The following is a 24,282-nucleotide window of genomic DNA, read 5'->3' as shown; positions in this document are numbered from 1 at the left end:
CCCGCTGTCCTCGAGGCGTCCGGTCCGCCCGGATCTCGAACTCCATCGCAACCCCTCACGATCGAAGGTGTTGCGACGATCCCTAGAACCTGCCGTGGCCCGGTGGGGGCGCGGTCGCGCGTGGGGCCCGGATCAGGGTGCGCCCGAGCCGGATACGGTGCGGCCGAGGCCGAGCATGTCGCGTCCGGCACATGGGGTGCCGGGGATGGGGAACACAGGTAGGGTCGGGCGCATGGGTACGCGGATTCGATCGACGGCGCTGCTGGTGTGCGCGCTCGTGGTCTCCGCGTGGGCGGTGCTGTATCTGGCCGCCGCCACCCCCGATTCGCTGCTGGTCCTCGGTGCGGCCGCGCTGGTCGCGGTGACCGCGGCGGTGCTGTCGGCGCGCGGTCCGCTGCTCGCGGCCACCGCGCACATCGGTCCGGCGGAATCGGCCGGACGGCGGCGCCGCGGCGCGTTCCTGCGCCAGAGCAATCCCGACGCCCCGGGCCGCCCGCGCCCGCGCGCACCCGGAGTCCTCGCGGCCTGACCGCGCCCGCCCGACCTGTCCCGGTCGTGCGCTGTCGGGTTCTCCGCCGTCCCGAATTCCTTTCGCCCGCACCCGTGTGCGGGCGCTGCGCAGCGAGGTACTCCGTGCTCGATTTCATCTACTATCCCGTGTCCGCCGTGCTGTGGCTGTGGCACACCGCCTTCGCGTCGCTGCTCGGCGCGACCAGTGGCCTGGCCTGGGTGCTGGCCATCGTCTTCCTCGTCATGACCCTGCGGGCCCTGCTGATCCGGCCGTTCATCGCGCAGTTGAAGTTCTCCCGCGCGCTGGCCGAGATGCAGCCGAAGCTGCAGGAGATCAAGCGCAAGCACGCGGGCGACCGGGAGAAGCAGGCGCTGGCCATGCAGGAGCTACAGAAGGAATCCGGCGTCAATGTGCTGACGGGATTCCTGCCGATCATCGGCCAGACGGTGGTCTTCATCGGCCTCTACCACGTGCTGCGGTCCTTCCAGCCGGGTCACACTCAGAACTACGTGTTCAATGCCACGCAGGTGCAGTCCTTCCTGGACGCCAAACTGTTCGGCGCACCGCTGGAGGCCACCCTGTCCACCGCCGGCTCGTCCTTCGGAACCGTTGCCGCCGTGGCGATTCCGCTCATGATCGTCGCGGCGATCGCGACCCATTTCACCGCCCGCGCCGCCGTCGCCCGGCAGGCGCAACCCGCCGAAGGCGCGGCGGGCTCGCAGGTCCGGATCATGAATACGCTCTCGCAGTGGGTCTTCCCCGCCGGAGCACTGCTGGTCGGCCCGGTGATGCCCATCGCCATCCTGCTCTACTTCGTCACCCAGAACGCGTGGACGTTCGCCCAGCAACATCTGGTGGCCGCCCGCTTCGGTCCCGAGGCCGCCCGCACCACGGTCTGAGCGGCGGCCCGCGCCTCATAACCGCCGGTCCAGCGGGTGTTCCCGGGCCGCGGGCCGGGAACACCCGCGCGAGCTCGGCCGCGACGTAAAGCGCTGGCGGTGACCCGATAGTCTGGTAGCTGGTCGCAAGCGGTTTCGGCCGTGTCGCGAACCCCTCGACATCAGCACAGACAAGGACTGCACAGCGCTATGACTAGCCGCATCGAGCTCGCCCGCGTGGATCTGCGCGGACGTACTCCCACTGCTGCCGAACTGCGCGCGGCTCTGCCGCGTGGGGGCGTCGACGTGGACTCGGTGCTGCATCATGTGCGACCGGTCGTGGAGGCCATCCGGGATCGGGGCGTCGAGGCCGCGCTGGAATTCAGCGAGCGATTCGACGGTGTGCGGCCCGCCGCAGTGCGCGTGCCCGCCGCCGAACTGGACAAGGCCCTGGCCGAGCTGGACCCGGCCGTACGCGCGGCTCTCGAGGTCGCCATCGAGCGCACCCGCAAGGTGCACGACGATCAGCGCCGAACCGACAAGACCACGCAGGTGGTGCCCGGCGGCACCGTGACCGAGCGCTGGGTGCCGGTGGAGCGGGTCGGTCTGTACGTGCCGGGCGGCAATGCCGTCTACCCGTCCTCGGTGGTCATGAACGTGGTTCCCGCGCAGGCCGCGGGCGTGGACTCGCTGGTCGTCGCCTCGCCGCCGCAGGCCCGGTTCGGCGGCCTGCCGCACCCGACCATCCTGGCCGCCGCCGAGCTGCTGGGCGTCGAGGAGGTGTGGGCGGTCGGCGGTGCGCAGGCCGTGGCGCTGCTGTCCTATGGCGGCACCGACACCGACGGCGCACAGCTGGAGCCGGTCGACCTGATCACCGGCCCGGGCAATATCTATGTGACCGCCGCCAAACGGCTGTGCCGCGGCCTGGTCGGCATCGACGCCGAGGCCGGGCCCACCGAGATCGCCATCCTCGCCGACGCCACCGCCGATCCGGTGCACGTGGCCGCCGACCTCATCTCGCAGGCCGAGCACGACGTGCTGGCCGCCAGCGTGCTGGTGACCGACAGCGTCGAGCTCGCCGATGCCGTGGACGCGGCCCTGACCGCGCAGATGACCGTGGTCAAGCACCACGACCGCGTCGCGGAGGCACTGTCGGGCAAGCAGTCCGGCACCGTGCTGGTCGACGACATCGCCCAGGGCCTGCGCGTGGTCAACGCCTACGCCGCCGAGCACCTCGAGATCCAGACCGCCGACGCGTCCGCGGTCGCGGCCCGGGTCCGTTCCGCCGGAGCGGTTTTCGTCGGCGCATGGTCGCCGGTCTCCCTCGGCGACTACTGCGCCGGCTCCAACCACGTGCTGCCCACCGCCGGATGCGCCCGGCACTCTTCGGGTTTGAGCGTGCAGACCTTCCTGCGCGGCATCCACGTCGTCGAGTACTCCGAGGCGGCGCTGAAGGATGTCTCCGGGCACGTGGTCGCACTGGCCGATGCCGAGGACCTGCCCGCGCACGGCCAGGCCGTGCAGGCGCGATTCGGAGAGCTGCGGTGAGCGCCCAGGCCGGCCTGGAAGAAGGCACCGTGACCGTCCCCGGATCGAATATCTCGCTCGACGATCTGCCGCTGCGGGAGAACCTGCGTGGCAAGAGCCCTTACGGCGCACCGCAATTGACCGTTCCGGTGCAGCTGAACACCAACGAGAACCCGCACCCGCCGAGTAAGGCCCTCATCGACGACGTCGCCGAATCCGTGCGCGCCGCAGCCGCCGATCTGCACCGGTACCCGGATCGCGACGCGGTCGGGCTGCGCGCCGATCTGGCCGCCTACCTGACCCGGCAGACCGGCGTCGCGGTGGACACGGCGAACGTGTGGGCCGCCAACGGCTCCAACGAGATCCTGCAGCAGCTGCTGCAGGCGTTCGGCGGACCCGGCCGCAGCGCACTGGGTTTCGTGCCCTCGTACTCGATGCACCCGATCATCTCCGAGGGCATCGACACCGAGTGGATCGAGGCCAAGCGCAATGGCGACTTCTCCCTCGACATCGACTACGCGGTGCTGACGGTGGGGGAGAAGAACCCCGATGTGGTCTTCGTGACCAGCCCCAACAATCCGACCGGCCACAGCATTCCGCTCGCGGACCTGGAACGCATCCTCGCGGCGGCGCCCGGCATCGTGGTGGTGGACGAGGCGTACGGCGAGTTCTCCTCGGCGCCCAGCGCGATCAGCCTGATCGACAAGTACCCCGCCAAACTGGTGGTCAGCCGCACCATGTCCAAGGCGTTCGCCTTCGCGGGCGGGCGGCTGGGCTACCTGGTGGCCGCACCCGCGGTCATCGACGCCATGCTGCTGGTGCGCTTGCCCTACCACCTGTCCGTGGTCACCCAGGCCGCGGCGCGGGCGGCGCTGCGGCACGCGGACGAAACCCTGGGCAGCGTGGCCGAATTGGCGGCGCAGCGCGATCGGGTCATGGCGGCGCTGACCGAGCTGGGATACGAGGTCATCCCCTCGGATGCCAACTTCGTGCTGTTCGGCCGCTTCACCGACGCGCCGCGCGCCTGGCAGCACTACCTCGACGAGGGTGTGCTCATCCGCGATGTCGGCATCCCGGGCTACCTGCGCACCACCATCGGCCTGGCCGCCGAGAACGACGAATTCCTGCGCGTCAGCGCGAAACTGGCGTCCGAGGAGCTGATCGCCCGATGACCACCGACCGTGCCGACCGCATCGCCCGGGTCGAGCGCACCACCCGCGAATCCAGCATCGTGGTGGAGCTCAATCTGGACGGCTCCGGCAAGACCGACATCTCCACCGGCGTCCCCTTCTACGACCACATGCTGACCGCCTTCGGCCAGCACGGCAGCTTCGACCTGACGGTCCAGGCCAAGGGCGACATCGAGATCGAGGCCCACCACACCGTCGAGGACACCGCCATCGTCATCGGCCAGGCCCTGGGCCAGGCGCTCGGCGACAAGAAGGGCATCCGCCGCTTCGGCGACTGCTTCATCCCGATGGACGAAACCCTCGCGCACGCCGTCGTCGACGTGTCCGGCCGCCCGTACTGCGTGCACACCGGCGAGCCGGATCACATGCTGCACACCATCATTCCGAGTGTGGCCCCGACCGCGTCGTACTCGACCGTGATCAACCGCCACGTGTTCGAGTCCATCGCGCTCAACGCCCGCATCGCCCTGCACGTGCGCGTCCTCTACGGCCGCGACCAGCACCACATCACCGAGGCCGAATACAAGGCCGTGGCACGGGCTTTGCGCGCCGCCGTCGAATACGACCCGCGCGTGTCCGGCGTCCCCTCCACGAAGGGCTCGCTATGACCAGGAAGATCGCCCTGCTCGACTACGGCTCCGGCAACCTGCACTCCGCCGGACGTGCCCTGGCCCGCACCGGCGCTGACGTCACCATCACCGCCGACCCCGAAATCGCTTTGAACGCAGACGGTCTCGTGGTCCCCGGTGTCGGCGCGTACGCGGCCTGTATGGCGGGCCTGCTGTCCGTGCGCGGCGACCGCATCATCGGCAGGCGCCTGTCCGGCGGCCGTCCCGTGCTCGGCATCTGCGTCGGCATGCAGATCCTGTTCGAACGCGGCGTCGAATTCGGGGTGGAAACCGAGGGCTGCGGCGAATGGCCCGGCACCGTCGAGCGTCTGGACGCCCCCATCCTCCCGCACATGGGCTGGAACACGGTGAAGGCTCCCGAGGACAGCGTGCTGTTCGCGGGCATGGACGCCGACACCCGCTTCTACTTCGTGCACTCCTACGCGGCTCAGCACTGGGCCTGGACGGACGACGGCGGCAGCCAGATCGCCCCGGCCAAGCTGACCTGGGCCGAACACGGCGTCCCGTTCCTCGCCGCGGTGGAGAACGGCCCGCTGTCGGCCACCCAGTTCCACCCGGAGAAGTCCGGCGACGCCGGAGCCCAGCTCCTGCGCAACTGGGTCGACTCGATCTGATTCGAGGAAACCCTCGCTGGGAGCGAGGGTTTCGCCTTTCGCTTCGATGGTTCCGGCGTGACCATTGCCGCCGCTGCCGAAAGAGCGCCATAATTCTGTACATGACTACTTGCCTGCCGCTCGCCGAGGTCCGTGACCGTCTATCGCCGCTGGTCAGTTCGGTCCAGACCACACATGAACGGGTTGTCATCACCAAGAACGGCCACCCGGCCGCTGTCCTCATTGCCTACGAGGATCTCGAATCCTTGCAGGAGACAGTGGAGATTCTTGCCGATCCCGGGATCGTAGACGAGATCCGTGCGGCCTTGGCCGAGCCGGAGCGCTTCACCCTCGACGACATTCGGCGGGACCTCGAGGCTCGGGGCGGGTCCGGGGACGGTGGCAGATGACCTATGCGGTCGAATTCACTGCCACCGCACGGCGCGAGATCGCCAAGCTGCCGGAGCGGATCGCGTGGGCGGTGCTCGAATTCTGTTCGGGTCCGCTCGCCGAGAATCCGCATCGAGTGGGAAAACCGCTGATCGGTGGCCTCGCCGGTCTGCACTCCGCCCGCCGCGGCGAATACCGGGTCATCTACGCCATCTACGACGAAAGGGTTGTCGTGGAAGTCGCGACGGTGCGCCATCGCGGCACCGCCTACCGGCTGAGGTGAAACGGAGGACACGATGGACACCGCGCCCGAAGGGGCCTCCGGCCGGCTGCGCGCTCTTCCCACGCGCCTCATCGGCCAGGTCGCGATCATCGCCAACCGCTGCACCGAGAAAGCCCTGGAACCCACCGGTTCCCGTCGCTACCACTACGCCCTGCTCGCCACCCTCGACGAACACGGCCCCCTCAGCCAGGCCGAGGCCGGCCGCCGCACCGGCATCGACCGCAGCGACGTGGTCGCCGCGGTCAACGACCTGGCCGACCGCGGCCTCCTGCACCGCACCCCCGACCCCACCGACCGCCGCCGCAACACCCTCACGCTCACGCCCGCCGGGCGGGCCCACCTGGCCGACCTCGACGAACGCCTGGAAGCGGCTCAGCGAGAACTACTCTCGGGCTTCACCGCCGCCGAACGCGCCAACTTCGTCCTGACGTTGAACCGCGTCCTCGAATCCCATACCCGAGACGGCTGAGACCCGCCTCCAACACCTGGTTGACCCGGGCGTCACGGTCGTCCCCGACACCTCCGGCGGCCGCCCGGTCATCTGCGCCTCGCTTCCGTCCCAAAGGAATTGGACGCAGCGTCCGAGCAGGCATCACAGCTGCCGGGGATCTTGTACCCCAGCCCCACGGTGTCGTCGGTGGTGTGGTTCGGATCCGGGGAGTGGGATCCGCGGTGCCGATGCAGCTCCCGCGATGGAACAGCAACACCCGCATGGGTGAGCTGGCCGTCGCCCCCTCGATCGTGATCAAGTACGCCGGGCGGCTGACGCGGTTCACCCTGCGGTCGGTGTGATAGCGGGCAACCACTAGGCTTACCCCGTGAGTCTTGTGCTGCTACCTGCCGTCGATGTCGCCAATGGTGAGGCTGTGCGCCTGGTTCAGGGGGAGGCGGGCAGCGAAACCAGTTACGGTTCGCCGCGCGACGCCGCGCTGGCCTGGCAGCACGCCGGGGCCGAGTGGGTGCATCTGGTCGACCTGGACGCCGCGTTCGGCAAGGGCTCCAACCGCGAACTGCTGGCCGAGGTGATCGGCGAACTCGATGTGAAGGTCGAGCTGTCGGGCGGGATTCGGGACGACGAGTCGTTGAAGGCCGCGCTGGCCACCGGCTGCGCGCGCGTCAACCTCGGCACCGCGGCCATCGAGAATCCGGAGTGGTGTGCCCGGGCCATCGGCGAGTACGGCGACAAGATCGCCGTCGGCATGGATGTGAAGCTCATCGACGGCGAGTGGCGGCTGCGCGGTCGCGGCTGGGTGACCGACGGCGGCGATCTGTGGGAGGTGCTCGAGCGCCTCGAGCGCGACGGCTGCTCGCGGTACGTGGTCACCGACGTCTCCAAGGACGGCACGCTGACCGGGCCGAACCTGGACCTGCTGAGCCAGGTCGCCAATGCCTGCGAGGCTCCGGTCATCGCGTCGGGCGGCATCTCTCAGCTCGACGACCTGCGCGCCATCGCGACGCTGGTGGACGAGGGCGTCGAGGGCGCGATCATCGGCAAGGCCCTGTACGCGGGCCGGTTCACCCTGCCCGAAGCCTTGGCCGCGGTTCGCTAGCGCCGTGGCCGCCGAACTCGCCGAACTGCTCGGCATCGCCAGTGACGTTCTCGACTCCGCCGCACCGCGTTTCGTCGAGGGCATCGGGGCGCCGAGCGCGGTCGAGAAGGGGCGCAACGACTTCGCCACCGAACTCGACCTGGAGCTCGAGCGCACCATCTCGCAGCGGCTGGGCGAACGCACCGGAATCCCGGTGCACGGTGAGGAATTCGGCGGTCCACAGCTGACCTCCGGCACCGCCTGGGTGCTGGACCCCATCGACGGCACCTTCAACTATTCGGCGGGCAGCCCCATGTGCGGCATGCTGCTGGCATTGGTGCGCGACGGCGTCCCGGTCATCGGCCTGACCTGGCTGCCGATCCTGGGCCAGCGTTACGCGGCGGTCGCGGACGGCCCGCTGCTGTTGAACGGCAACCCGCTGCCGAGCCTGGCCCCGGCCAAGCTCGCCACCGCGCCGATCGGCTTCGGCAGCTTCAATATCGATGGGGCGGGCCGGATTCCGGGTATCTTCCGCTTCAACCTGCTGGGTGCGCTGAGCCGGCTGTCCGGCCGCCAGCGCATGTACGGCTCCACCGGCATCGACCTGGCCTACACCGCCTCGGGAATTCTGGGCGGGGCTGTGGTGTTCGGACATCATCCGTGGGACAACGCCGCGGGCGTGGCCCTGGTGCGGGCTGCCGGCGGCGTGGTCACCGACTTGCTGGGCCGGGACTGGACCATCGAATCCGGTTCGGTGCTGGCCGCCGCCCCCGGCGTGCACGAGGAACTACTGGACCTGATCGCGGACACCGCGGACCGGGTCCGAGGAGAGGCAGAGCAATGCTGAAGACAGAGGTCATGAAATGACGTTGGCCGTACGCGTGATTCCGTGCCTGGACGTGGACGCCGGGCGCGTGGTCAAGGGCGTCAACTTCGAAAACCTCAGGGACGCGGGGGATCCCGTGGAACTCGCGGCCACTTACGACGCCCAGGGCGCCGACGAGCTGACCTTCCTCGACGTCACCGCCTCCACCGGCGACCGCGGCACCATGATCGACGTGGTCACCCGCACCGCCGAGCAGATCTTCATCCCGCTCACGGTCGGCGGCGGCGTGCGCACCGTCGAGGACGTGGACCGGCTGCTGCGCGCGGGCGCGGACAAGGTGTCGGTCAACACCGCCGCCATCGCCCGCCCCGAGGTGCTGCGCGAAATGTCGGAGCGGTTCGGCTCCCAGTGCATCGTGCTGTCGGTCGACGCCCGCACCGTGCCGGAGGGGCAGACCGCGACCGCGTCCGGCTGGGAGGTCACCACCCACGGCGGCAAGCGCGGCACCGGCATCGACGCCGTCGAGTGGGCCGTGCGCGGAGCCGAACTGGGCGTCGGCGAGATCCTGCTCAACTCCATGGACGCCGACGGCACCAAGGCGGGCTTCGACCTGCCGATGATTCGCGCGGTGCGCGCCGCGGTCTCGGTGCCGGTCATCGCCTCCGGTGGCGCGGGCAAGGTCGCCGACTTCGCGCCCGCCGTGCAGTCCGGCGCGGACGCGGTGCTGGCCGCCAGTGTCTTCCACTTCGGCGACCTCACCATCGGCCAGGTCAAGGACGCCATGCGCGCGGAAGGAATCACCGTCCGATGAGCACCCTGGATCCCGCGATCGCGCGCCGCCTCAAGCGCAACTCCGACGGGCTGTTCGCCGCCATCGCGCAGGAGAAGAGCACCGGCGACGTGCTCATGATGGCGTGGATGGACGACGAGGCGCTGGCCCGCACCCTGGAAACCCGCAAGGGCACCTACTATTCGCGCTCGCGCCAGCAGTACTGGGTCAAGGGCGAGACCTCCGGTCACACCCAGTACGTGCACGAGGTACGGCTGGACTGCGACGGCGACACCGTGCTGCTGGTCGTCGACCAGGAGGGCGCGGCCTGCCACACGGGCACCCACACCTGCTTCGACACCGACGTGCTGCTGTCCCGGGGCGACCGGCTGCTCACCGACAAGGACTGAGCGGCAACGATTTCCGGCATCGGCGAGCAAGCTTGCCGCGTCGGTGAAACAGCCTTCGGCGTCAGCCCGATTCGTTCGGGTCCATGTCCAGATGCGGGCTCGGCCGCCCCGCGCGGCCGAGCCCGCGGGCCATGCCCTTGTCCAGCTGTGCCACCAGGGTCTCGACCAGTTCCAGCAGCTGCTTGGTCTGCTCGGCGTCCAGCCCGTCGAACACCAGGCCGCGCACGCACTCCAGATACCCGGGCGCGGCCTCGGTGATCTTCTGATATCCGGCGTCGGTCAGCACCGCCTGCGCGCCGCGGCGACCGGTAATGGTGACGCGCTCGGCCCAGCCCAGCCGTTCGAGTTTGGAGACCACGTGCGAGAGCCGGGATAGCGACGCGTTTGCCTTTTGCGCAAGGTCACTCAGTTGCAACCGGTGACCTGGTTCTTCGGAGAGCAGAGTCATTACGAAGTATTCGAAATGGGTAATCCCGGACTCACGTTGTAGCTGGGTATCCAATGCGGCGGGGAGTCTGGTGGTGAGCGCGACAAGGGTACGCCACGCTCGCTGTTCCATGGGATTCAACCACTTGGTCACCGTGCGCGCCCTCTCGTAGCAGCCAAGTGACGTGTTGTGCAGGCCCGTGGGAGAGCCTACGAAACAGCATCGAACGAGTCACTCGCACGTCAAAGTTTGCCACGATTTCGCTCGTCAGTCACGGTGTTGCCGAATGACGTGACATCGATCACGCATGTCGCGAGTGGATTCAGTTGGCGCCGAGTTCGGGAGGCGGTGTCGGAGTTTCGGGTTCTACCCGAGGCTTTTCCGGTTCGGCCTGCCGACGTTCGGCACGGTACCGGCGGAATCGCCTGCGTCCCAAGAGAAATGCCACCAGCAGGAACAGCAGTGTGGCGATGATCGCACCCGCCAGCGCGGCGCCGCGGAATCCCGGCCCGTCGACATCGAGAATGCGCTCACCGGCGTGTGCGGCATTCGAGTTGCCCCACACGATGGTCAGCGTCATCAAATTCGGGATGGCGATGACGATCGCGAGAACCGCCGCGCCGCCCGCGATAAACATGCCGCCCCGTTTACGCCAGCTGAGTCCTGCGGCCAGGAACAGGAAAAGTGGCACGGCCGTACATATCGCGCCCATTATCAGGCCGTACCAGATGCCCTTGGCGAAACTCCCGCTCACCCATTCGCCGAGGCGCTGCGCCCACCACCGTGGAATGAATGCGGCCAGCATCAGATACACCAGCCACAAAACGACCGCGGCCACCACTCCGCCAATGATGCGATTGCGCCACGTGACGAAGGTTGAAGGCTTTCGCTCCTGGTCGGTGCTGGGCGTAGTCATGCGCTCAGCGTATGTCCGAATTGTCGGCGCGCCCAGGAGCGACGCGGTGGCGGCTCAGCGCTCGCGCGGGAACCTGCTCAGCGCTCGCGCAGGAACTTCAATGCCTCGTCGGCGTGCACGTTCGCGCGCATCTCGCTGTTGATGACCTTGGCGACGGTCCGGTCCGGATCGATGACGAAGGTCGTCCGCTTCACCGGCACCAGCGCGCCGAGCAGGCCGCGCTTCACGCCGAACTCGGCGGCCACCTTGGCTCCCGGATCGGACAGCACCGGATAGCTCAGTCCCTGTTTCTCCGCGAACCCGGACTGCACCTCGACGGAATCCGCGCTGATCCCCACGCAGGTCGCCCCGGCGGCCTTGAATTCCGTTGCCAGATCCCGGAAGTGGCACGCCTCGGCCGTGCACACCGGCGTGTTCGCCGCGGGATAGAAGAACAACACCACCGGTCCGTCCGCGAGCAGCGACTCCAGCGACCGCACGGTCCCCGACTGGTCCGGAAGTTCGAAATTGGGTGCGAGCTGACCAACCTTCATACCCGCACCCTACCCCCAATCCATCGTGCACGAGCTATTAGAGCCTCGGATGAAATCCTTTGCTGGGCTTCGGCCTTGGCGCCTCGCGAACCGGGCCCCCACCGGTCCTCTGCCTGGGGGTCCGGGGAACAGCCCCCGGAGCCCCAACCACCCCGGACACCGGGCGTCGGTCCTGCCTCACACGCCGATGAGGGCGGCGACCTCCGGGTTCTTGATATCCATGACGTCCAGGATCCCGTGGGCGCGCAGGAACGGCCTGAGTTCCCTGATGCGGTCGCTGTGCTCGGCGTACTCGTCCGGGAAGTTGCGCGGATCGAGCGCTTCCAGGGCCTTCACATACGTCACGAACGACGCGATGGCGGAGTGCCCGCCGTGGTTCATAGGCATCATCCGCGCCGGCTGGCCGGGTAGCCCGCCCGGAGCCAGCGGCGGAGCGGTATGGCGTGGACCCTCCGGTGCCATCGGATGCGAGGGGTACATCTGTGTTGAACTCCTCTCGAGAATGGGGATAACCGCGGGCGACCTCTGCATCTTGCTGCCGGAGCAGTGGCGATCCACCGCGTGTGGAGACCGCCGCGCGCGTAGTGATGACCGCTTCAGGTATTCGCCGCAGCCGCTCGCTCGGCTGGGCGGGGAGCGCGATTTAGATCGCGCCGGGCGGGCCTGGAATGATGGGTGAATGCACGGCGCGCATGGTTTGCCTCTGAACGTGGCTATCGATACCACCACCTCCCGGGAGCAGTTCCGGGCGCTCGCGGCTGATCACCGGGTGGTCCCGGTGGTCCGAAAGGTGTTGGCGGACTCCGAGACTCCGCTCTCGACCTACCGCAAACTGGCCGCGGACCGGCCCGGCACCTTCCTGCTGGAATCGGCGGAGACCGGCCGCTCCTGGTCGCGATGGTCGTTCATCGGCGCGGGCAGTCCCAGCGCGCTGACCGTGATCGACGGCGCGGCGGCCTGGCTCGGCCAGACTCCCGCCGACGCGCCGGTGGGCGGCGATCCGCTCGCCGCGCTGCGCGAGTCGCTGCAGGTGCTGCGCACCGAGCGCCTGCCCGGTCTGCCGCCGCTGACCGGCGGCCTGGTCGGCTACCTCGGCTACGACACCGTGCGCCGCCTCGAACGCCTGCCCAGCATCGCCACCGATGACCTGCAGGTCCCCGAGATGGTCCTGATGCTGGCCACCGACCTGGCCGCCTTCGACCACCACGAGGGCGCGATCACCCTCATTGCCAATGCCGTCAACTGGAACGGCACCGACGAGCACGTGGACGCGGCCTACGACGACGCGATGGCCCGCCTGGACCGCATGACCGAGGCGCTGGCCGTCCCCGCCGACTCCACCGTCTCGGTGTTCGACCGCCCCGAGCCCGACTACCGCCGGCAGCGCACCTCCGAGGAATTCGGCGCGGGCGTGCGGCGGCTGGTCAAGGAGATCGAGGCCGGTGAGGCGTTCCAGGTGGTGCTCTCGCAGCGCTTCGAGATGGACTACAGCGGCACCCCGCTGGACCTCTACCGCATGCTGCGGGCCTCGAACCCGAGCCCGTACATGTACCTCATGCACATTCCGGACGGCTCGGGCGGCACCGCGTTCTCCATCGTCGGCTCCAGCCCCGAATCGCTGGTGACGGTGAAGGACGGCGTGGCCACCACGCACCCGATCGCGGGCACCCGCTGGCGCGGCGTCACCGAGGAGGACGACCTCCTGCTCGAGAAGGGCCTGCTCGCCGACGAGAAGGAGAACGCCGAGCACCTCATGCTCGTCGATCTGGGCCGCAACGATCTGGGCCGGGTCTGCGAGCCCGGTACCGTGCGCGTCACCGAGTACCGCCACGTCGAGCGCTACTCGCACGTCATGCACCTGGTCTCCACGGTCTCCGGCCGCCTGCGCGCCGGCAAGATCGCCCTCGACGCGGTCCAGGCCTGCTTCCCCGCGGGCACCCTCTCCGGCGCGCCCAAGGTCCGCGCCATGGAGCTGATCGAGGAGCTCGAGCCCACCCGCCGTGGTGTCTACGCGGGTGTGGTCGGCTACTTGGACTTCGCCGGTGACGCCGACACCGCGATCGCGATCCGCACCGCCCTGCTCAAGGGCGGCACCGCCTATGTCCAGGCCGGCGCCGGCATCGTCGCCGACTCCGACGCGGACTACGAGGACGTCGAATCCCGCAACAAGGCCATGGCGGTCCTCAAGGCCATCGCCGCCGCCGAGACCGTGCGCGCCTATCGCCCGAACGGCGCGGATCAATGAGCGATCAGGACCCGGACAGGGGTCCGGAACGGAAAGCGACACCCGAGGGCAGCGCAACACCGGAAAACAGCGCGGAGCGGGGAAACGGAGCGGCGCAAGCCGATTCGAAGCCCGGCGGGGCGGACACCGGGAAAACCGGTGCCGCCGGCGCCGATCCACACGCCGAGACCGACGCCGCGCGCACTGCCGAGCGCGCGCGGGCGGCGGACCTGGCCGAGGCCGAGGCGAATGCCGCTGCGGCGGAAGCCGACACGAACGCCGCGGGGGCGCGCACGCGGTCGCGGCCGATCGCCGCGGTGGCGCTGCTGGCGATCGCGGCGGCGCTGCTGTGGGGATCGTCGCGCATGACGTGGGCCCGGCTCGAGATCACCAGTGACTACGGCCTGCCGCGCCATCGAGATCTCAACGGCGGTGTCTGGTTCGGGGCCCTGACGCCACTGGCGCTGGTCTTCCTGGCCACCATCGCGGCGGTGTTCGCCACCCACGGCTGGTGGCGGCGCGGCGTCGGCGTGGTGGTCGCGGTCCTGGCCGCGGTGTCCGCGGTGCCCGCGTACGCCCTGCTCATGCACAAGGGGACCGCCGATCGCGCCACCCGGCTGGCCGAACTGCACGGGGGTGACCACGCGGGCGCGGTGACGACCTCGACGCTGCCGGCCGTGGTGTGCCTGGCCGGTGCGGTGGCCGCGTTCGTGGCCGGTCTGCTCGTGGTCCGGCAGTCGTCCGGGACCTCCCGGATGTCCGGTAGGTACGACAGTCCGGCGGCGCGGAAGCTGTCGGCGGCCGAGCAGGTTGCCGCACATCAGGCCCGGGTTCAGGACCACGAATCCGGGACCCCGGCCGGCGCCGACAAGCAGTTGTCGGGTCGGGTGCTGTGGGATGCCCTCGACGAGGGCGTCGACCCGACCGACGATGAAACCAATCACCCTGCCGCGCACGATGATCCGGGTAACGGGGCAGCGCGTGACAACCGCCCCTGAGCTGGGTGGGGGACCGGCAGCGCCGCCGGTACCCGCCCCGCCGTCAAGCACGGGAGCATAGCCATTTACTCTTTATCAGCATCGGTGAGACAGCGCCTGGGGGGATTCTCAGGCAGCAAGTCCGTCTCCCCAGAAAGGATTCGAGCCAGATGACGGTACTCGACTCGATTCTCGACGGGGTCCGCGCGGATGTGGCCGCTCGGGAAGCCCTTCTGGATTTCCAGGCGGTGAAGGCAGCCGCCGCGCAGGCCAAATCCCCGCGTGACGCCAAGGCCGCCCTGCACGCGGAGGGGATCGGAGTGATCGCCGAGGTGAAGCGGGCCAGCCCCTCCAAGGGTGCGATCGCGGACATCCCGAACCCCGCCGACCTGGCCCGGGCCTACGAGGACGGCGGCGCGCGCATCATCAGCGTGCTGACCGAGCAGCGCCGCTTCGGCGGTTCGCTCGCGGATCTCGACGCGGTTCGCGTGGCGGTTGACATTCCGATCCTGCGCAAGGACTTCATCGTCGGCCCGTACCAGATCCACGAGGCCCGTGCGCACGGCGCGGACGTGATCCTGCTGATCGTGGCCGCCCTGGAACAGGACGTGCTGTCCTCGCTCATCGACCGCACCGAATCGCTCGGCATGACCGCGCTGGTCGAGGTGCACACCGAGGAGGAGGCCGACCGCGCCCTCGAGGCCGGCGCCAGCGTGATCGGCGTGAACGCCCGCAACCTCAAGACCCTCGAGGTGGACCGGGATGTGTTCGCGCGCATCGCCCCCGGCCTGCCCAGTGAAGTGATCCGGGTGGCCGAGTCCGGCATTCGCGGCACCGCCGACCTGCTGGCCTACGCCGGGGCGGGCGCGGACGCCGTGCTCGTCGGCGAGGGCCTGGTGACCAGTGGCGACCCGCGCGCCGCGGTGGCCGAGCTGGTGACCGCCGGAACCCACCCGTCGTGCCCGAAGCCGGTTCGCCGGGGACGGTGAAAGAGCCGATGACGCACACTCACGGAGTTTCTTCCGAAATGGCCTCCGGCAAGAACGTTCTCGGCCTCCCGCAGGCCAGTGACGGCATCACGCACAAGAGCCACGAACCCGATCTGGGCGGGCACTTCGGCGTGTACGGCGGGCGGCACGTGCCCGAGGCGCTGATGGCCGTGATCGAAGAGGTCACCGCCGAATACGACAAGGCCCGCGTCGATCCCAACTTCCTCGACGAGCTGGATCGCCTGCAGCGTGACTACACCGGGCGCCCGTCGCCGGTGTTCGAGTGCCGGAACCTGGCGCAGCACGCCGGCGGCGCGCGCATCCTGCTGAAGCGGGAAGACCTGAACCACACCGGTTCTCACAAAATCAACAATGTGCTCGGTCAGGTGCTGCTGGCCAAGCGCATGAACAAGACCCGCGTCATCGCCGAGACCGGCGCGGGCCAGCACGGCGTCGCGACCGCCACCGCGTGCGCGCTGCTCGGCATCGAGTGCGTCATCTACATGGGCGCGGTCGACACCGTGCGCCAGCAGCTGAACGTGGCCCGCATGCGGCTGCTCGGCGCCGAAGTCATCAGTGTGACAACGGGTTCGCAGACCCTCAAGGACGCCATCAACGAGGCGCTGCGCGACTGGGTCACCAATGCCGAGCAGACCTACTACTGCTTCGGCACCGCCGCGGGCCCGCACCCGTTCCCGCTCATGGTGCGCGACTTCCAGCGCATCATCGGTCTGGAGGCGCGCCAGCAGGTGCAGGCCCTGACCGGCCGCCTGCCCGACGCCGTAACCGCCTGCGTCGGTGGCGGTTCCAATGCCATCGGCATCTTCCACGCCTTCATCGACGATCCGGGCGTGCGCCTGATCGGCTACGAGGCCGCGGGCGACGGTGTCGAAACCGGCCGTCACGCAGCGACTTTCACCGGTGGCACCCCGGGTGCGTTCCAGGGCGCGTACTCCTACCTGCTCCAGGACGAAGACGGCCAGACCATCGAATCCCATTCGATTTCGGCCGGTCTGGACTACCCGGGCGTCGGCCCGGAGCACGCCTACCTCAAGGACATCGGCCGGGCGGAGTACTACCCGATCACCGATACCGAGGCCATGGACGCGCTGCTGCTGCTGAGCCGTGCCGAGGGCATCATTCCGGCCATCGAGTCCGCGCACGCGGTCGCGGGCGCGGTGAAACTCGGCAAGGAGCTCGGCGAGGGCGCGATCATCGTGGTGAACCTGTCCGGACGCGGTGACAAGGACATGGACACCGCAGCCGAGTGGTTCGGGCTGTTCGACAAGGCCGAAGAGAACGCAGGGGAGAAGCAGTGAGCCAGCAGTCCCGCCTCGCGAACACCTTCGCAACCGCCCGCGAGGAGAATCGGGCCGCGCTCATCGGCTACCTGCCCGCCGGCTACCCGGACCTCCAGGGTTCCATCGACGTGTGCAAGGCCATGGTCGAATCCGGTTGCGACATCATCGAAGTCGGCGTCGCCTACTCCGATCCGGTGATGGACGGCCCGACCATCCAGCATGCCGCCGAGCAGGCGCTGGCCGGCGGCGTCCGGGTGCGCGACGTGTTCAAGGTCGTGGAGGCCATCTCCCAGGCGGGCGGCAAGGCCGTCGTCATGACCTACTGGAACCCGGTGCTCAAGTACGGCGTCGACAGCTTCTCCCGCGATCTGGCGGCGGCGGGCGGCCTCGGCCTGATCACGCCCAACCTGATTCCGGAGGAGGCCGACGACTGGTTCGTGGCGTCCTCGACCCACAACCTGGATCGCATCTTCCTGGTCGCGCCGTCGTCCACCGAGGAGCGCCTGGTCAAGACGCTCGAAGCCAGCAAGGGTTTCGTGTACGCGGCCTCGACCATGGGTGTGACCGGTGCGCGCGACGCGGTGTCCTCCATGGCCCCGGCCCTGTGCGCGCGGGTGCGCACCCACTCCGATATTCCGATCGGCGTCGGCCTGGGTGTGCGCAATGGCGCGCAGGCGGCCGAAATCGCCTCCTACGCCGACGGCGTCATCGTGGGCTCGGCCCTGGTGACCGCGGCGGCGCAGGGTCTGGACGCGGTCCGGACACTGACGGCGGAGCTGGCGCAGGGCGTCCGCTCGGCGGCGGTTTCCTCGTAACCAAGGCAATCCCCAAGGGTGCGTACCGAATTCGGTACGCACCCTTGGGCATTGTCCGGCGGTGCGGGGATGCGCGCCGCTTCGTATATCCGTTGCGTTACCGGCTGCCGGCGCCACCGATCGCGGCGAATCCCACGGCGCGCGCTGACCTGAGACAGCACGCCGCGGGCCTGTTGGGCTACGGTGGGGACTCGTGACCATACGAGCCCTTGCCGAGAGCACCGGCGCCGATGTCCTGGCCTACATTCCCAGCCCGCCGCGCGGGGTCTGGAACATTGGGCCGTTCCCGCTGCGGGCGTACGCCATCTGCATCATCCTCGGCATCATCGCGGCTATCTGGCTGGGTGAGAAGCGGTGGGTGGCGCGCGGCGGCCAGACCGGCATGGTGCTCGACGTGGCCATGTTCGCGGTGCCGTTCGGCCTGATCGGCGGACGGCTCTACCACGTGGCCACCGACTGGCAGAAGTACTTCGGCGCCGGCGGTCACCCCATCAACGCGCTCAAGATCTGGGAGGGCGGCCTCGGCATCTGGGGCGCGGTGCTGCTCGGTGGCATCGGGGCCTGGATCGGCTGCCGGGTGTACCGGATTCCATTGCCCGCCTTCGGCGACGCCATCGCCCCGGGCATCCTGCTGGCCCAGGCTATCGGCCGGCTCGGCAACTACTTCAACCAGGAGCTCTACGGCCGCGAGACCAAGGTGCCGTGGGGCCTGGAGATCTTCCTGCGCTACGACCACAGCGGCCAGCTGGACATGATGAACGGCACCGCCGCGGGCCCGGCGGAGAAGATCGTGCAGCCGACCTTCCTCTACGAGCTGATCTGGAACCTGCTCGGCGTGGCCGTGCTGCTCTACGTGGATCGCAAGTTCCGCATCGGCCACGGCCGCCTGTTCGCGCTCTATGTGGCGGTCTACTGCTTCGGCCGCTTCTTCGTGGAGCTGCTGCGTGACGACGAGGCCACCCACGTCCTCGGTCTTCGTATCAATACCTTCACCTCGGCGATCGTATTCGTCTGCGCCGTGGCCTATTTCCTGTTCGCCACCAAGGGCCGTGAGACCGCCGACCAGCTGCGCGCCGGCGTGGAACGGCCCTGGCCGTGGCAGATCGGTGCGCTGCGAGCGTTCGGGGCGGCGGGTGCGACGGCCGGAACCGGCTCGGCGGCAGGGGATTCGCAGGCGGCCGTCACCGAGGTCGACGAGCCGACCACCGAAAAGTCCGCGGGTGACACCGGAACGGAATCCCCGGCCGCCGGCAACGAATCCGAGACCGAGCGCGATATCTCTTCCGAAACCGGCGATTCCGAGCCGGAGGCGACGGAGTCCACCGCGGTCGACCAGGCGAAGACGGTCGAGTCCGGCAAGAATGGCTCCTGACCGCGACCAGGAGGACGTGAGTGACCGACCCATTCGACAAGCCGCCGACGCAGGACGGGCCGCAGTACGGCGTTCCCGGCACCGGCCCGCAGTACGGGCAGCCCTACGGCCAGCAGCCGTACCCGGGCCAGCAGCCTTACGGCCAGCCGGGTCAGCCGTACGACCAACCGATGCCGTATCCGATCCCGGGCCCGGCCGGGCCCTACGGCGGTGACCCGGAAGCCCCGTTCGGCCGCGACCAATTCGGAGTTCCGTTCTCGGACAAGAGCAAGCTCACCGCGGGCCTGCTGCAGATCTTCATCGGGCACTTCGGTGTCGGCCGGTTCTACCTGGGCTACACCACGATCGGTGTGCTGCAGCTGATCACCTGCGGCGGCTGCGGGGTCTGGTCGCTGATCGACGGCATTCTCATGCTCACCGGCAAGGTCCCCGACCTGCAGGGACGTCCGCTGCGCGACTGACGGCGATACTTCCGCGTCCAACGGCCGCCGCCCGACCGGGTGGCGGCCGTTGGCGCTTATCATCGGGCGCGATTCAGCGCCAGTGTTTCGCGCATCATGATGGTTGCCGTGCCGCCCGGTCGGTTCGGGGCGTACCCTTTGTCGGTTGTTCTGTCGCGTGGTCAGCCACGCCCGAGGAGAGGTCCCCGTCGTGCGCCGTAAGCTCGCCGCCGTCATGCTCGCCGTTGTCGCCGCTGCAGGGCTCGTCGCATGCAGCTCGAGCAAGGACGACGCGAACACGCTCAAAGTCGGCACCGAGGGCAACTACTCCCCGTTCACCTACCAGGACAACGGCACCCTCACCGGCTACGACGTCGACGTCATCAAGGCCGTCGGCGACAAGATCGGCAAGAAGGTGGAATTCACCACCGCCCCCTGGGACTCGCTGTTCGCCGCACTGGAATCCAAGCGCGTGGACCTCATCGCCAACCAGGTCACCATCAAACCCGAACGCGAGCAGAAGTATTCGCTCTCCCAGCCCTACACCGTGTCCGAGGGCGTCATCGTCACCAAGACCGGCAATGACGGCGTCCACGCCCTGGCCGATCTGAACGGCAAGACCTGCGCCCAGTCCGAGACCTCCAACTGGGCCGACACCGCCAAGGGCGCCGGCTGCAAGGTCGAGGCCATCCCCGGCTTCGTGGAGGCGGTGCAGCTGCTCAAGACCGGCCGCGCCGACGCCACCGTCAACGACACCCTCGCGGTGAACGCCTACACCAAGCAGCAGGGCACCGGCACCATCCAGGTCGTCGGCAAGACCGGTGAGGTCTCCAAGCAGGCCTTCGCCGCCCGCAAGGACTCGCAGGCGCTGACCAATCAGGTAAACAAGGCGCTCGACGAACTGCGCGCCGACGGCACCCTCGCCAAGATCTCCGACAAGTACTTCGGCACCGACGTCAGCAAGTAAGCGGTACAGGGCAATTCGACGATGGACGACGCCACCTGGGCGCTGGTGCGGCACAACCTCTGGCCCATGCTGGAGGCCACGGTCACCAAGACGCTGCCGCTGACCGTCATCAGCTTCGTGATCGGCCTGGCGATAGCGCTGTTCGTGGCGCTGGCCCGGATGTCGAGCGTGTGGCCGCTGCACGCGGCCGCGCGCTTCTACATCTCGATCATCCGCGGCACGCCGCTGCTGGTGCAGCTGTTCATCATCTTCTTCGGCCTGCCCGCCTTCAATATCGTGCTGGAGCCGTTTCCGGCGGCGATCATCGCGTTCAGCCTCAATGTCGGCGGCTATGCGGCGGAAATCATTCGGGCCGCGATCCTTTCGGTGGCCCAGGGGCAGTGGGAGGCGTCCTACTCGGTCGGCATGAACTACGCGCAGGCGCTGCGGCTGGTCATCCTGCCGCAGGCCTCCCGCATCGCGGTGCCCCCGCTGTCCAACACCCTCATCTCCCTGGTGAAGGACACGTCGCTCGCTTCCACCATTCTGGTGACCGAGTTGCTGCGCACCGCGCAAATGGCCGCCGCGCCCACCTTCGACTTCTTCGCGCTCTACGGCGTCGCGGCAATCTACTACTGGGTAATATGCCTGGTCCTCGGCTTCGGTCAGACTCGGCTGGAGACCCGTCTGGCCCGGCACGTTGCGCGTTGATCGTGAGATAGCTGAACGGCTGCTTACGAGATCTGTATATGTGTGTGCCGGGGTCGGCATGAGGGTTGTCACAGGTCTAGGGTTGAACGCGTGATGCGACGAACGAAGATTGTGTGCACCCTCGGACCAGCAGTGTCATCCGAGGACCGGATTCGTGAACTCGTCGAAAGTGGCATGGACGTTGCGCGCCTGAACTTCAGCCACGGCGAGCACTCCGATCATGCCGAGAACTACAAGAAGGTGCGCGCTGCCAGCGATACGGCCGGCCGCGCCGTCGGTATCCTCGCCGACCTGCAGGGCCCGAAGATCCGGCTGGGCCGGTTCGAGGGCGACGGCAAGACCGTCTGGAACACCGGCGAGGAAGTCCGTATCACCGTCGACGACATCGTAGGAACTCACGACCGGGTTTCCACCACCTACAAACACCTCGCCAAGGACGCCAAGCCCGGCGACCGGCTGCTCGTGGACGACGGCAAGGTCGGGCTGACCGTGCTGCGTGTCGAGGACAACGACGTCATCTGCCGGGTCACCGAGGGCGGCCCCGTCTCCAACAACAAGGGCGTCTCGCTGCCCGGCATGGACGTGTCCGTGCCCGCGCTGTCCGAAAAGGACATCGACGACCTGGAATTCGCCCTGAACCTGGGCGTGGACTTCATCGCGCTGTCCTTCGTGCGCTCGCCCTCCGACGTGGAGCTGGTGCACGACATCATGGATCGCGTGGGCCGCCGGGTGCCGGTCATCGGCAAGCTCGAAAAGCCCGAAGCCATCGACAATCTGGAAGCCATCGTGCTGGCCTTCGACGCCATCATGGTCGCCCGCGGCGACCTCGGCGTGGAGCTGCCGCTCGAGCAGGTGCCGCTGGTGCAGAAGCGCGCGGTGCAGATGGCGCGCGAGAACGCCAAGCCGGTCATCGTGGCCACCCAGATGCTGGAGTCCATGATCACCAACTCCCGCCCGACCCGGGCCGAGGCCTCCGACGTGGCCAACGCCGTGCTCGACGGCGCGGACGCGGTCATGCTCTCCGGTGAGACCTCGGTCGGCGACTACCCCATCGAGGCCGTGCGCACCATGGCCCGCATCGTGCACGCCGTGGAATCCGAGTCCTCGACCCGGGTGCCGCCGCTGACCCACGTGCCGCGGACCAAGCGCGGTGTCATCTCCTACGCCGCCCGCGACATCGGCGAGCGGTTGAATGCCAAAGCGCTGGTTGCCTTCACGCAGTCCGGTGACACGGTGCGCCGCCTGGCCCGCCTGCACACCCCGCTGCCGCTGCTGGCCTTCACCCCGCAGGCCGCGATTCGCAGTCAGCTCGCCTTGACGTGGGGCGTGGAAACGTTCATCGTTCCTCCGGTGGGCACGACCGACGAGATGATCCACCAGGTGGACAACGCGTTGCTCTCGATCGGCCGGTACAAGAAGGGTGACCTCGTGGTCATCGTGGCCGGCTCGCCGCCGGGTACTGTCGGGTCCACCAACCTGATCCACGTGCATCGCATCGGCGAGGAGGACCACTAATTTGAGTGCGTCGCTGGACGAGACGTCTTCGGACGTCGTCGCGGACCCCGAGGGGACCGGTCTGTCCGACGATCTGCGGGAGCTGCTGCGCCTGCTCGATCTGGAGGAGAACGGCCCCGACCTCTTCCTCGGACACCATCCCGAGAAGGTGTGGAGCCGCACGTTCGGCGGCCAGCTGGTCTCGCAGGCGATCATCGCCGCGGGACGGACGGTGGGTCCGGAGCGTCCGATCCACGCGGTCAACGCGCACTTCGTCCGTGGCGGTGACCCGAAGCAGCCCATCGAATACCACGTCGATCGGCATCGGGACGGCCGCTCCATCGCCAACCGCACGGTGACGGCGTACCAGGACGGGCAGGAGCTGTTCGTCATGCTCGCCGCCTTCCAGGACTGGGGCAAGGGGCTCGAGCACGGCGCGCCCCTGCCCGACGTCCCGGGGCCGGACGACCTTCCGCGCGTGGAGGAGTCGTTCGCGGGTCTGGAGGACAAGCTCCAGATGTTCGTCGACGCACCGCATCCCATCGAGATGCGCTACACCAACGACCCGGCCTGGATCCTCAAGGGCAAGGGCGAGAGCCTCGGCCACAACCGGGTTTGGATGCGCACCGACGGGCAGCTGCCCGACGACCCGCTGATTCACGTTGCGGCGCTGGCATATTCGTCCGACACCACGGTGCTGGACTCCATCATCACCACGCACGGGCTGTCCTGGGGCTGGGACCGCATCATCGCGGCCACGGTGAACCACTCCATCTGGTTCCACCGGCCCTTCCGCTTCGACGACTGGTCGCTCTACGCGACCGAGTCCCCGGTGGCGGCGGGTTCCCGCGGCCTGGCCCGCGGCCACTTCTACGCCCGGAACGGCGACCTGCTCGCGACAACCGTGCAGGAAGGCGTGATCCGCCACTTCCCAGCGCGCCGCTGACACGCGATCGCTCGGACAACGACGCATACATGCTCGGGCCGTGCCCTCCAGGGTGCGGCCCGACGTGCTTTCCAGGCGTGGCGCGCTCCGGGTGATGGGCACGGCGAATCGCGGGGGTCCGGGGGCGGAGCTCCCGAAATCTCGAGGTTGTTCGGGGGCGAAGCCCCTGAGAGCTCTGAGAGTTAGATCAGCTCGCGGTTCTCTTCGAGCTCGAAGTTCTCGCGCTGCAGGGCATGCACGATGTAGGGGATCGGTTCGTCGGCGGACAGTTCCAGCACGAGGCGCTGCTCGAGCTTGGCGATGCCCGCCTTGGTTAGTTGACGGGCCTCGCCCACCAGGCTGAGCGCGATCTCGTAGGTGCGGCGGGTGCCGGGCTCCACGCCCGGATTGTCCAGCCGCCACTGGGTTTCGAGCACAGTGTGGGTGGGTTCGTCGCACTCCACCGGGAGGGTGAAGCGCCACGCGAATATATCTCGATCGGCGACGTAGTCATCGACCACCCGGCACACCGTCTTGGTGACGCGGTGCAGGGTCTGAGGTGTCACGTAAACATGGAGCGAAACATCCGAAATTCGCTTCGGCATGTCCTTGGTCCTGTTCTTGTGTCGAACCACCGGCAGTGGCGTTCGGCGGAACGGATAAGTGTTCCGCGCGAG

The 24,282-nt window shown here is 68.5% G+C and carries 30 protein-coding genes; 24 read left to right on the top strand and 6 right to left on the bottom strand.

Going from position 1 to position 24,282, the window contains the following annotated elements; all coding sequences use genetic code 11:
* Positions 1-232: 232 nt before the first annotated feature.
* The 9 genes from AB0L60_RS28255 (at position 233) to AB0L60_RS28215 (ending at position 6,470) form a co-directional block, all read left to right on the top strand.
* On the top strand, positions 233-529 hold the full coding sequence (locus AB0L60_RS28255) for a DUF6412 domain-containing protein (protein WP_364619613.1): 297 nt from the start codon (positions 233-235) through the stop codon (positions 527-529).
* Between the two features lie 104 nt (positions 530-633).
* Positions 634-1,410 (top strand): membrane protein insertase YidC, encoded by a 777-nt coding sequence (gene yidC, locus AB0L60_RS28250; protein WP_364619610.1) that lies wholly within the window; start codon positions 634-636, stop codon positions 1,408-1,410.
* Positions 1,411-1,599: 189 nt separating this feature from the next.
* The gene (gene hisD, locus AB0L60_RS28245; RefSeq protein WP_364619608.1) at positions 1,600-2,937 is read left to right on the top strand and encodes a histidinol dehydrogenase; all 1,338 of its coding nucleotides are present in this window, start codon (positions 1,600-1,602) and stop codon (positions 2,935-2,937) included.
* A gap of 29 nt (positions 2,938-2,966) precedes the next feature.
* A complete protein-coding gene (locus AB0L60_RS28240; protein ID WP_364619663.1) occupies positions 2,967-4,088 on the top strand; it encodes a histidinol-phosphate transaminase in 1,122 nt (373 codons plus the stop codon).
* Entirely contained in the window at positions 4,085-4,714 is a 630-nt protein-coding gene (gene hisB / locus AB0L60_RS28235; protein WP_354846012.1) for an imidazoleglycerol-phosphate dehydratase HisB, read from the top strand. Before AB0L60_RS28240 ends, hisB begins: the two co-directional genes overlap by 4 nt.
* Positions 4,711-5,349, top strand: coding sequence for an imidazole glycerol phosphate synthase subunit HisH (hisH, locus tag AB0L60_RS28230; RefSeq protein ID WP_364619605.1), 639 nt, complete (start codon positions 4,711-4,713; stop codon positions 5,347-5,349). The genes hisB and hisH overlap by 4 nt, the downstream gene beginning before the upstream one ends.
* Positions 5,350-5,450: 101 nt before the next feature.
* On the top strand, positions 5,451-5,738 hold the full coding sequence (locus AB0L60_RS28225) for a type II toxin-antitoxin system Phd/YefM family antitoxin (RefSeq protein ID WP_364619602.1): 288 nt from the start codon (positions 5,451-5,453) through the stop codon (positions 5,736-5,738).
* Positions 5,735-6,001 (top strand): type II toxin-antitoxin system RelE/ParE family toxin, encoded by a 267-nt coding sequence (locus AB0L60_RS28220; RefSeq protein ID WP_364619599.1) that lies wholly within the window; start codon positions 5,735-5,737, stop codon positions 5,999-6,001. The genes AB0L60_RS28225 and AB0L60_RS28220 overlap by 4 nt, the downstream gene beginning before the upstream one ends.
* A 13-nt stretch (positions 6,002-6,014) precedes the next feature.
* Entirely contained in the window at positions 6,015-6,470 is a 456-nt protein-coding gene (locus tag AB0L60_RS28215) for a MarR family transcriptional regulator (protein WP_364619597.1), read from the top strand.
* Here the strand turns inward: AB0L60_RS28215 and AB0L60_RS28210 are convergent.
* Positions 6,397-6,714, bottom strand: coding sequence for a hypothetical protein (locus AB0L60_RS28210; protein WP_364619660.1), 318 nt, complete (start codon positions 6,712-6,714; stop codon positions 6,397-6,399). The two genes, AB0L60_RS28215 and AB0L60_RS28210, sit on opposite strands and share 74 nt — an antisense overlap.
* 105 nt (positions 6,715-6,819) lie before the next feature.
* On the opposite strand from AB0L60_RS28210, the gene priA reads away from it, so the two are divergent.
* The 4 genes from priA to hisI are packed head-to-tail and all read left to right on the top strand — an operon-like array spanning position 6,820 to position 9,535.
* On the top strand, positions 6,820-7,551 hold the full coding sequence (gene priA, locus AB0L60_RS28205) for a bifunctional 1-(5-phosphoribosyl)-5-((5-phosphoribosylamino)methylideneamino)imidazole-4-carboxamide isomerase/phosphoribosylanthranilate isomerase PriA (protein ID WP_354846023.1): 732 nt from the start codon (positions 6,820-6,822) through the stop codon (positions 7,549-7,551).
* Between the two features lie 4 nt (positions 7,552-7,555).
* Positions 7,556-8,377 carry an inositol monophosphatase gene (locus AB0L60_RS28200; protein WP_364619593.1) on the top strand — a complete coding sequence of 274 codons (822 nt, stop codon included), beginning with the start codon at positions 7,556-7,558 and terminating at the stop codon, positions 8,375-8,377.
* A gap of 16 nt (positions 8,378-8,393) precedes the next feature.
* Positions 8,394-9,167, top strand: coding sequence for an imidazole glycerol phosphate synthase subunit HisF (hisF, locus tag AB0L60_RS28195; RefSeq protein WP_364619590.1), 774 nt, complete (start codon positions 8,394-8,396; stop codon positions 9,165-9,167).
* Positions 9,164-9,535 carry a phosphoribosyl-AMP cyclohydrolase gene (gene hisI / locus AB0L60_RS28190; protein ID WP_364619588.1) on the top strand — a complete coding sequence of 124 codons (372 nt, stop codon included), beginning with the start codon at positions 9,164-9,166 and terminating at the stop codon, positions 9,533-9,535. Before hisF ends, hisI begins: the two co-directional genes overlap by 4 nt.
* A 61-nt stretch (positions 9,536-9,596) precedes the next feature.
* Here the strand turns inward: hisI and AB0L60_RS28185 are convergent, their stop codons facing one another.
* From AB0L60_RS28185 to AB0L60_RS28170, 4 genes are all read right to left on the bottom strand, one after another.
* The gene (locus AB0L60_RS28185; protein ID WP_364619657.1) at positions 9,597-10,094 is read right to left on the bottom strand and encodes a MarR family transcriptional regulator; all 498 of its coding nucleotides are present in this window, start codon (positions 10,092-10,094) and stop codon (positions 9,597-9,599) included.
* A 190-nt stretch (positions 10,095-10,284) separates the two neighbouring features.
* Positions 10,285-10,767 (bottom strand): permease, encoded by a 483-nt coding sequence (locus AB0L60_RS28180; protein ID WP_364619654.1) that lies wholly within the window; start codon positions 10,765-10,767, stop codon positions 10,285-10,287.
* A 188-nt stretch (positions 10,768-10,955) separates the two neighbouring features.
* A complete protein-coding gene (locus tag AB0L60_RS28175) occupies positions 10,956-11,411 on the bottom strand; it encodes a peroxiredoxin (RefSeq protein WP_364619585.1) in 456 nt (151 codons plus the stop codon).
* Positions 11,412-11,588: 177 nt separating this feature from the next.
* Positions 11,589-11,792 (bottom strand): hypothetical protein, encoded by a 204-nt coding sequence (locus AB0L60_RS28170; protein WP_364619582.1) that lies wholly within the window; start codon positions 11,790-11,792, stop codon positions 11,589-11,591.
* Positions 11,793-12,120: 328 nt separating this feature from the next.
* Between AB0L60_RS28170 and AB0L60_RS28165 the strand changes: the two genes are divergently transcribed.
* The 11 genes from AB0L60_RS28165 (at position 12,121) to AB0L60_RS28115 (ending at position 23,626) form a co-directional block, all read left to right on the top strand.
* The gene (locus AB0L60_RS28165) at positions 12,121-13,656 is read left to right on the top strand and encodes an anthranilate synthase component I (protein WP_364619579.1); all 1,536 of its coding nucleotides are present in this window, start codon (positions 12,121-12,123) and stop codon (positions 13,654-13,656) included.
* Positions 13,653-14,633 (top strand): TIGR02234 family membrane protein, encoded by a 981-nt coding sequence (locus AB0L60_RS28160; RefSeq protein WP_364619577.1) that lies wholly within the window; start codon positions 13,653-13,655, stop codon positions 14,631-14,633. The genes AB0L60_RS28165 and AB0L60_RS28160 overlap by 4 nt, the downstream gene beginning before the upstream one ends.
* Positions 14,634-14,782: 149 nt before the next feature.
* Complete coding sequence (gene trpC / locus AB0L60_RS28155; protein WP_354846048.1) at positions 14,783-15,601, top strand: indole-3-glycerol phosphate synthase TrpC; 819 nt, start codon at positions 14,783-14,785, stop codon at positions 15,599-15,601.
* Positions 15,602-15,609: 8 nt separating this feature from the next.
* Positions 15,610-16,920, top strand: a complete 1,311-nt coding sequence (trpB, locus tag AB0L60_RS28150) for a tryptophan synthase subunit beta (protein WP_364619574.1) — start codon at positions 15,610-15,612, stop codon at positions 16,918-16,920.
* Positions 16,917-17,717: a tryptophan synthase subunit alpha gene (gene trpA, locus AB0L60_RS28145; protein ID WP_364619571.1), complete on the top strand. Its 801-nt coding sequence runs from the start codon at positions 16,917-16,919 to the stop codon at positions 17,715-17,717. Before trpB ends, trpA begins: the two co-directional genes overlap by 4 nt.
* Positions 17,718-17,910: 193 nt before the next feature.
* A complete protein-coding gene (gene lgt, locus AB0L60_RS28140) occupies positions 17,911-19,089 on the top strand; it encodes a prolipoprotein diacylglyceryl transferase (RefSeq protein WP_364619568.1) in 1,179 nt (392 codons plus the stop codon).
* A gap of 20 nt (positions 19,090-19,109) precedes the next feature.
* Positions 19,110-19,550: an NINE protein gene (locus AB0L60_RS28135; protein ID WP_364619565.1), complete on the top strand. Its 441-nt coding sequence runs from the start codon at positions 19,110-19,112 to the stop codon at positions 19,548-19,550.
* A 190-nt stretch (positions 19,551-19,740) separates the two neighbouring features.
* Positions 19,741-20,496, top strand: coding sequence for a transporter substrate-binding domain-containing protein (locus tag AB0L60_RS28130; protein ID WP_364619562.1), 756 nt, complete (start codon positions 19,741-19,743; stop codon positions 20,494-20,496).
* A 21-nt stretch (positions 20,497-20,517) separates the two neighbouring features.
* Complete coding sequence (locus AB0L60_RS28125) at positions 20,518-21,186, top strand: amino acid ABC transporter permease (RefSeq protein ID WP_364619560.1); 669 nt, start codon at positions 20,518-20,520, stop codon at positions 21,184-21,186.
* Between the two features lie 90 nt (positions 21,187-21,276).
* On the top strand, positions 21,277-22,701 hold the full coding sequence (gene pyk / locus AB0L60_RS28120; RefSeq protein ID WP_364619557.1) for a pyruvate kinase: 1,425 nt from the start codon (positions 21,277-21,279) through the stop codon (positions 22,699-22,701).
* A gap of 61 nt (positions 22,702-22,762) precedes the next feature.
* Entirely contained in the window at positions 22,763-23,626 is an 864-nt protein-coding gene (locus tag AB0L60_RS28115) for an acyl-CoA thioesterase II (RefSeq protein WP_364619651.1), read from the top strand.
* A gap of 182 nt (positions 23,627-23,808) precedes the next feature.
* On the opposite strand, the gene AB0L60_RS28110 is transcribed toward AB0L60_RS28115, so the two are convergent.
* Positions 23,809-24,171: a hypothetical protein gene (locus tag AB0L60_RS28110; protein ID WP_364619554.1), complete on the bottom strand. Its 363-nt coding sequence runs from the start codon at positions 24,169-24,171 to the stop codon at positions 23,809-23,811.
* Between the last annotated feature and the right edge of the window lie 111 nt (positions 24,172-24,282).

This window comes from Nocardia sp. NPDC051981, from assembly GCF_040680715.1.
Taxonomy (GTDB): domain Bacteria; phylum Actinomycetota; class Actinomycetes; order Mycobacteriales; family Mycobacteriaceae; genus Nocardia.
The sequence above is the reverse complement of the archived record's forward strand: the minus strand, read 5'-3'. Positions and strand labels throughout refer to the sequence as shown.